The sequence below is a fragment of the Aestuariivirga sp. genome (genome assembly GCF_046093005.1).
GTDB lineage: Bacteria > Pseudomonadota > Alphaproteobacteria > Rhizobiales > Aestuariivirgaceae > Aestuariivirga.
In genome coordinates, this window is record NZ_JBJTER010000039.1 from 25,047 (window position 1) to 32,797 (window position 7,751).

The following is a 7,751-nucleotide window of genomic DNA, read 5'->3' on the forward strand; positions in this document are numbered from 1 at the left end:
CAGCCTTGGTGCGAACATAGCAGCTTCCTCCGTCTTGCGCCAAGGCGCCGCGATACCGTCATGTCTTGCGTTCCAGCGCGCGGTCGGCGGCGGTTGCGGGGATCCACCACTGCCGGCCGCGCGGCGTGTCCACATACGCCGGCCATGGGAAATCGATGGGCGGCGCATAGTCGCACCAGGGGTGCGGATCGTCGGCCTGGCCCCTGCGGTGCCGGAATTCCGCCGTGGCGCGCGCCAGTGCCGCGGGATCGGTCAGCAGGTCAATGATCGTGCCGCTCACGGTCTTCGCCGCCGTCTCCACGGTGGGATCGATGGTCGCCGGAATGCCGCCCAGCGCGTTGAGCGCCCATTCGGGATAGGCGAAGCCCGGCGGCGCCTTCAGCACGGCGCGGCCCACATAGAAGCGCGCGGTGGGGGCGAACCACGTCATGTCGGTATAGTCATCCGAGGTGTAATGCGTCTGCCAGGCCGGCAGGTCCCGGCGCAGCCGCCGCTCGGCCTCCTCGGGCGGCACGAGTTCGCGCAGTTCCGGCGCGAAGGGATCGTCCATCGGCGCGATCCCCAGTTCTTTCTGCAGCTCGCGCGCCACCCGCACGGCCTCCGCGCCGTAGCGCGGCGGGCCGGCGCGCTCGAGATTGCGGAAGACGGTCTCGGCCATCGCATGGTTGGCGAGGCCGGGCTTCGATTTAGAGACCCAATGCCGCTTCACCGTGCAATGCGCGGCGGCGGCCGCCGCCTCGGCGTTGCGGTCGAGGACGGCGTAGATCTTCCTCAGCATGGCCACATCGGGGGCGCGGGCGGCGAACATGATCTGGGCCATCTGGCCCGCCAGATTGTCGGCCGTGGCCTGGCCGCTGGCGAGGATGGTCTCGTTCAGTGTCCAGGTGCCGGTGTGCGGCAGCATGTGCTCGCGCATCATCTTGGAGAGCGTGTACATGGCCACCACCGCGTCATTGGCGCCGGGCGCCCGCGCCGCGGTATGGGCGGCGGGAATGGGCGCGCCCGCGGCGCCGGTGGCGGCATCCTGAAGCCAGGTCTCTGGCTCCTCGCACAGGAATTCATAGATCGCCGCCCAGTAGGGGCCGCAATGCGTATCCCAGCGCGCGGTGTTGCACAGGGGCAGCATGTAGAAGGGATGGAAGGAGATGATGGCATCGAGGCCGTCGTAATAGCCCTTCGCGGCATGGATCGGTTTCGAGCCGCGCACCTTCTCTGCGGGCTCGCCCATGAAGCGGATCGAGCCGGCAATGCCATGCCGCCGCATCGCATGCTGGGCGGCGAGCGCGCCCGCAAGGGCGCCGATGCCGAGCGCCGAATGCGGGTCCGTGTGGCCGCCCGCGAAGCGCGAGAGGCCAGCGCGCGGCTGGCGCCACGGCACCGCAGCCTGGCAGTTGCCGGGAACCGCGTCATACTCGGCATAGGCCATGATGGTGGGCCCCGGCCCGTTGGACCAGTTGGCGGCAAAGGCCGTCGGCATGCCGCCCGAGCCCTCCTCCACCGTGAAGCCGGCGGCGCGCAGCGTTTCGGCATACCAGGCGGCGGAGCGGTATTCGCGCCAGGCCGTTTCCGCGAGGTGCCAGATGTGCGCGTTCCACGCCGACCAGTGGGGCCGGTTTTCCTCCACCCATGCAAAGGCATCGGCGCGCGCGGCATCGCTCATGACAAAACCTCAATCATTTTTCTGGCGGCTTTCCTCAGGTCGGCCTCGCTGAAGCCAGCGAAGCTCAGAAGCAGGCCCTGGCGGCGGCCGCGGCCGGCATAATGGCCGGAGAGCGGCTGCACCGCGATGCCATGGCGGGCGAGCAATTCGACCGCCTCCGCATCGCTCCGGCCCTTGGGCAGGCGCAGCAGCAGCACCAGCCCGGCTGGCGAGGCGTCGATATGAAAAAGCCGGCCATCGCCGGGGCTCAGGGCCTCGATCAGCGCGCGGCGCCGCGCGGCATAGATGCGGCGCATGCGGCGGATGTGGATGGCGAAGGCGCCCTGGCGCATGAATTCAGCGAGTGCTGGCTGGGCCACCAGCGATGGCGGCGCTCCATGGGAAAGACGGGCCGCCCGGAACCGCGCCACCAGCGACTTCGGCACCACCGTATAGCCAAGCCGGACGATCGGCGAGAACACCTTTGAGAACGTGCCGGTGTAGATCACCCGCGCCCGCTCATCGAGGCTCATCAGGGCGGGCAACGGCCGCCCGACATAGCGGTACTCGCTGTCATAGTCGTCCTCGATGACGATCGCCCCCGCCGCGGCCGCCCAGTCGAGCAGTTCCAGGCGCCGCGCCAGAGGCATGGTGACCCCGGTGGGATATTGCCGCGCCGGCGTCACGAAGGCGGCCCGCGCCGCCGCCGCGCGCGTCCGCCCCTGGGCCACCGACAGGCCCTCGTCATCGACGGCGATGGGAACCGCATGGACTCCTCCCATCGAGAAGATGCGCCGCGCGGTGGAATAGCCGGGCTCCTCGAACCAAACCTTGTCGCCGGGTTCGAGAACCGCGCGTCCGATCAGATCAAAGGCATCAAGCCCACCCGCCGTGACGATCACCTGCCCGGCCTCACAGCCGATGCCGCGCCACTCATGCAGATGGCTGGCGATCGCCTCGCGCAGCGGCAGGCAGCCGAACGGGTCGTTGTGTTCGAGCAGCGCCACCGGCGGGTTGCGCCAATAGCGGCCCAGAAGCCGGCCCCATTCCTCATGCGGAAAATGATCCCAGTCGACGAGTCCGGGCCGGAATGGCCTTGCCGGCTCCCGCGCCTGCCGCATGGGCGGCGCGGTCTCCGGCCGCTCCCGCGCCGGCGCGGTGAGCAGGGACTCGGGCAGCTCCGCCGCCACCCGCGTGCCGGACCCGGAGCGGGTTTCGAGATAGCCTTCGCTCGCCAGCTGCTCATAGGCGTCAACCACCGTGGCGCGGGCAACGCCCAGTTCCTCCGCCAGCGCCCGCGTCGAGCAAAGCCTGGTCTGCGGCTTCAGCCTGCCGCTCAGCACCAGCGCGCGCAATTGGCGCGCGATCTGCTGCTGGATCGGCTCGCGGTCGCCGCGGTCGATGCCGATCTCGCTGGCCGAAGCGCCGGGAAGTGGTCTGCCCATCGGAGAAAAATTTGGCCCTTTCCGGCAGACCATAACCCGGGCATGCCGGACCCGCAACCGGAGAGAGCCTGATGGACGCCCCCAGCGAAAGAACCCGCGTCAAGCGCCTCAACAAGCGGGCCAAGTATGATGCCGAAACCGTGCATGGCATTCTCGACGCCATGCCGATCTGCCATGTCGGCTACATGTTCAACGGCGCGCCCTACGTAACGCCCACGCTGCAGTGGCGCGAGGGCAGCCGCGTCTACTGGCACGGCTCTTCCGCCAGCCGCATGCTGGAAGCCTGCGAGGACGCGCAGGTCTGCCTCACGGTGACCATTCTCGACGGCTTCGTGATGGCGCGCGCCGCCTTCAACCACAGCTGCAACTACCGCTCGGTCATGGCCTTCGGCACGGCGCGGAAGCTCACGGACCCGGCGCAGAAAGAGCAAAGCCTGAAGGCCTTCACCGAAGGCCTGTGGCCCGGCCGCTGGGATATGCTGCGCAAGATGACAGCCCAGGAACTCAAGGCCACCACCGTATTGTCGATGGAGCTTGACGAGGCCTCGGCCAAGATCCGCAGCGGCCCGCCCGGCGACGACGAGGCTGACTATGGCCTGCCGATCTGGGCGGGCGTCATCCCGGTCCGCCAGGAGCTGCTGGCCCCGGCCGATGACCCGCGCCTGCTTGCGGGCCTTGCGCCGCCCCGCCACGTGACGGACTTCAGAATCGGCTAGGCGCTTGTCCTGACGATGACGCTACGGTTTTTCCTGAAAGCCTTGCTTTCGAAGGCACATCGTAACCTGATTCGACCGGGAGATGGCCGGATTGACGTTGGCGCCGGCGCGGAAGATCCCGCAAAGTGCTTCAGGCGTGATAGCGCGCGCAGCGCTGCTCAGTAATCCAGGTTCGGGCTGTTAAGGTCGCCCGGCTCCTGCTCGTTCATCAGATTAAAGATCCTGCTGTCGAACTGTTTTCTCTGCAGTTCACGGTTATAGACCTCGGATTGATAAATGTCAGTCTGAGCGTTGAACCGGTCCTTCTCGCTATCGAGCGGCGGCAGGCTGTTGATGCCGAGGCCATAATCCTGGCCCAGCGGAATGAAGTTCTCAGCAGCAGCGGCCGCAAAAGACGAGAGGGCGAGCGCCGCGCTGGCGGCCAGAATGACATTACGCATCGGAAACTCCCTATGAACCCCGTATAAGCGATTTCTTACGGAAAGCCACCAGGAATTTTGCAGCCCGCCAAGCCTCGCCCGCTCCGGCGGGAGGGGCCTCTTGCCGTTTCCGGCTCTTGCCTTATGCGATAGCGCGGCGCCGTTTGCGGTCGCCTAAGGAGTCCAGAGCGCAAGTGCGGTTGCGGTCTGCACGGCGCTATCGACCAGGGTCTCGCCATCAAGTCCAAGATCGCAGGCCGGCTCAATCAGCGACGGCAAGCCCTCAAGCATGGAGACCACAAGCGACACTTTCAGTAGGGCTTTGGCTGGCGGCATGTCCGGTACATCGGCAATCAGCGCGTCCCGCATGGCGGTCAGATATGACGCAAGGAACAGACCGATCGCATGCCGGGCAGCGTCGTCGTGGCTTGCGCGGCCCTCGATCATGGCAAGCACGCCGTGCCGATCCGTTTGCACCGTTTCTGTTGCGGCGAACCTCACGAGGTTGGCGAAGCGTTCACCCTCGGGGCTCGTGGCAAGAATGGTTTCGATCCGCCGTCTGTAGCCTTCAACGGTCTGGCTGACGAAGGCGTCGAGGAGCGCCGCCTTGTTCGGGTAGTGGTATTGCAGCGCGGCCAGCGAAATCCCCAAGCGCTTCGCTACATCGCGCATCGAGACGTCGTCGAGGCCTTTTTCTAAGGCCAGTTCCTGAAGGTATTCCAAGGCGCGCATAGCCGTGGGCCGAGCATCCGTAGCCATCGTTTCTGATCCCGTCCTGTTCCTGCCAGCCATACTGCGAAAACCTTTGCCTGTCACTTGACAAGTATGCCTTCCGCGTATACCTGTCAACTGACAGGCACAACGGGGTCGCGCTTCATCGAGCGCGCCGAAGCGTTAGGAACGAACATGTCGACTGTGGATGTCATTGTTATTGGGGCCGGTCTGGCCGGCCTCTCAGCCGCCCGGCGCCTCAAGGAGCGCGGAGCATCAGTCACCGTCCTTGAGGCGGGTCCGCGCGTTGGCGGCCGGGTTTATTCGGAAAGGCTCAGAACCGGGCATGTGGTCGATCACGGCGCGCAGTTCCTCAGTGACGGCCATAAGCGACTCTCGGCCCTGGTCGACGAGGTTGGTCTCACGCGCGTCGCGCGCGCGACAACAGGGCGGCATGCTTACTTCAGCTCGCCCGCCGCCAAGCCAACCTTGGCAGAAGACGGTGAACTTCCGCTGTCGTTCTGGGCCAAACTAGATGCCTTGCAGCTCGACTGGCGGATTGGGCGGCACCAGAAGCGCGCCGGGCAAGCCAAAAGGGCCTCTTGGGATACCCATAGTGCCGCTCAGTACCTCCGCGAGCTCGCCTTCACAGATGAGGCCTATCGCTTTCTTGCCGGACTCCTGGAGGGAGAACTCTGCGCACCGATCGATACGGTCTCGGCTCGAGAGTTGATCGAACAGGCCGTGTCCGTTGGTGGCCTGCAGGGCGAGGCGGACTCGGCGCAGTGGTTCCTCGCCGAAGGGACCGGGCCGCTGGCGGATCATCTCGCAAGTGTTCTTGGCGCGTCGGTAATGCTGAACGCGCCGGCAACGCGCGTGCATCCGGATGCAGATGGCGTCACGGTCGAGACTGCCCATACGAGCTATCGTGCCAGACACCTGATCGTCACGGTTCCACCGCAGCTCTACCGGGCGATGGGGATCCTGCCGCATCTGCCGGAGAAGTGGCAGCGGGTGATCGCTGGATATCAACCGGGTTCGGTCATCAAGACGGTGTTGGTTTTTGAAAGGGCCTGGTGGCGCGAGATGGGGCTGTCCGGCTCGCTCCTGAGCCCCGGCGCAATTTGCAACGCAGTGGCCGACACATCGCCGCCCGATGGGCGAACGGGCACGCTCGTCTTGTTCTCCACATCCGCCAGTGGACGTCGCCTTGGGCAGACGACCCGTGAGGCCGAGCGTATCGAAAAAGTCCTGGAATGGCTTCGATCCGTGGCAGGCCCGCACGTTCCCTCTCCAATCGCTGCCCGATCGATCGACTGGAATGCCAACCCTTGGTATCTGGGGGGCTATGCCAGCCGCCGGGGGCTTGGCGGCTGGACCGACGCGCCCGACCTCTTTGCGCGCGTCGGCAACGTCCATTTTGCGGGCACCGAAACGGCGACCGCGTGGCGTTCCTTCATGGAGGGCGCCCTGCAATCCGCTGAACGCGCCGTCGATGCTGTGCTCGCTGCCCGGTGACCATCTGGCCTGAGCCGAAGCGCTCAAATGGATTGCCATGTCGGGTTCGGCGGCGATGGTCGGCATGGGCTCCGCCTCACCACGCGTTCGTTGCGCCTCGCAGACAGCGCATTGACGCGCACCGTAACCGTCCGGTGAGTTACACGGCGTGTGAGAGTTGACTGGCTTTGGCCCAGTTCCACGGCAGAAGTTCTTCGACGCGATTGATCGGATGACCGGCGATGCTCGTGAGGACGGAGCGGAGATAGGCCTCTGGGTCGATGGTGTTCAGCTTGGTTGTTTCAATGAACGAGTAGATGGCGGCGGCGCGCTCGCCGCTGGTGTCCGATCCAGCGAATGGGCGCAGAGCAAGAGGCCAAGACTCTAAAAGCTGCTGGATGAAAATTCAGTGGCAGGTCAGGCTCTGTCCCGCCCCTCCCCCGTCCGTCCGGCTCCACGCCTCGCAGCAGCCTTTGGCCAGTTCCCGCACCCTCAGGATATAGGCCTGGCGCTCGGTGACCGAGATCACGCCGCGCGCGTCCAGAAGGTTGAAGAGGTGCGAGGCCTTGATGCACTGGTCGTAGGCGGGAAGCGCCAGGAGGTGGCGGCCTTCGGCCCCTCCGGCCTGCAGCAGCGCCTGGCATTCGGCCTCGGCGTCGGCGAAGTGGCGGAGCAGCGCCGCGGTGTCCGCGTGCTCGAAGTTATAGCGCGAGAATTCCTGCTCGGCCTGCAGGAACACATCGCCATAGGAGATGCGCCGCGCCCCCTCCTGGCCGTTGAAGCTCAGCTCATAGACATTATCGACGCCCTGCACATACATGGCCAGACGCTCCAGCCCGTAGGTGAGTTCGCCCGACACCGGCTGGCAATCAAGCCCGCCCACCTGCTGGAAGTAAGTGAACTGCGAGACCTCCATGCCGTCGCACCACACTTCCCAGCCCAGCCCCCAGGCGCCCAGCGTGGGGCTCTCCCAGTCATCCTCGACGAAGCGGATGTCATGCAGCCGGTGGTCGATGCCGATGGCGGCGAGCGAGCCTAAGTAGAGCGCCTGCAGATCGGGCGGCGAGGGCTTCATGATCACCTGATACTGGTAATAGTGCTGCAGGCGGTTGGGGTTCTCGCCATAGCGGCCGTCCTTGGGGCGGCGCGAGGGCTGGACATAGGCGGCGGCCCACGGCTTCGGCCCCACGGAGCGCAGCGTGGTGGCGGGGTGGAAGGTGCCGGCCCCCACCTCCATGTCATAGGGCTGCAGGATGACGCAGCCCTGCCGGCCCCAATATTCATGGAGCGTCAGGATCAGGTCCTGGAAGGAGCGGGTGGGGTG

The 7,751-nt window shown here is 66.0% G+C and carries 7 protein-coding genes and 1 pseudogene; 2 read left to right on the forward strand and 6 right to left on the reverse strand.

Going from position 1 to position 7,751, the window contains the following annotated elements; translation table 11 throughout:
- Positions 1 to 58: 58 nt before the first annotated feature.
- Positions 59 to 1,660 carry an amidohydrolase gene (locus ACKOED_RS03145; RefSeq protein ID WP_408915121.1) on the reverse strand — a complete coding sequence of 534 codons (1,602 nt, stop codon included), beginning with the start codon at positions 1,658 to 1,660 and terminating at the stop codon, positions 59 to 61.
- Positions 1,657 to 3,084 carry a PLP-dependent aminotransferase family protein gene (locus ACKOED_RS03150; RefSeq protein WP_408915122.1) on the reverse strand — a complete coding sequence of 476 codons (1,428 nt, stop codon included), beginning with the start codon at positions 3,082 to 3,084 and terminating at the stop codon, positions 1,657 to 1,659. The genes ACKOED_RS03145 and ACKOED_RS03150 overlap by 4 nt, the downstream gene beginning before the upstream one ends.
- Positions 3,085 to 3,152: 68 nt before the next feature.
- Between ACKOED_RS03150 and ACKOED_RS03155 the strand changes: the two genes are divergently transcribed.
- Positions 3,153 to 3,800: a pyridoxamine 5'-phosphate oxidase family protein gene (locus ACKOED_RS03155; RefSeq protein WP_408915127.1), complete on the forward strand. Its 648-nt coding sequence runs from the start codon at positions 3,153 to 3,155 to the stop codon at positions 3,798 to 3,800.
- A 158-nt stretch (positions 3,801 to 3,958) separates the two neighbouring features.
- On the opposite strand, the gene ACKOED_RS03160 is transcribed toward ACKOED_RS03155, so the two are convergent.
- On the reverse strand, positions 3,959 to 4,240 hold the full coding sequence (locus ACKOED_RS03160; RefSeq protein ID WP_408915123.1) for a hypothetical protein: 282 nt from the start codon (positions 4,238 to 4,240) through the stop codon (positions 3,959 to 3,961).
- Between the two features lie 153 nt (positions 4,241 to 4,393).
- Entirely contained in the window at positions 4,394 to 4,978 is a 585-nt protein-coding gene (locus ACKOED_RS03165) for a TetR/AcrR family transcriptional regulator (RefSeq protein ID WP_408915124.1), read from the reverse strand.
- 66 nt (positions 4,979 to 5,044) lie between these two features.
- Between ACKOED_RS03165 and ACKOED_RS03170 the strand changes: the two genes are divergently transcribed.
- Positions 5,045 to 6,448: a flavin monoamine oxidase family protein gene (locus ACKOED_RS03170; protein ID WP_408915125.1), complete on the forward strand. Its 1,404-nt coding sequence runs from the start codon at positions 5,045 to 5,047 to the stop codon at positions 6,446 to 6,448.
- A gap of 139 nt (positions 6,449 to 6,587) precedes the next feature.
- Here ACKOED_RS03170 and ACKOED_RS03175 read toward each other — a convergent pair.
- Positions 6,588 to 6,785: pseudogene (locus ACKOED_RS03175) on the reverse strand (transposase domain-containing protein); the annotation flags it as partial.
- Between the two features lie 48 nt (positions 6,786 to 6,833).
- The coding region (locus ACKOED_RS03180; RefSeq protein WP_408915126.1) for a glycine--tRNA ligase subunit alpha at positions 6,834 to 7,751 on the reverse strand (918 nt) is incomplete at its 5' end.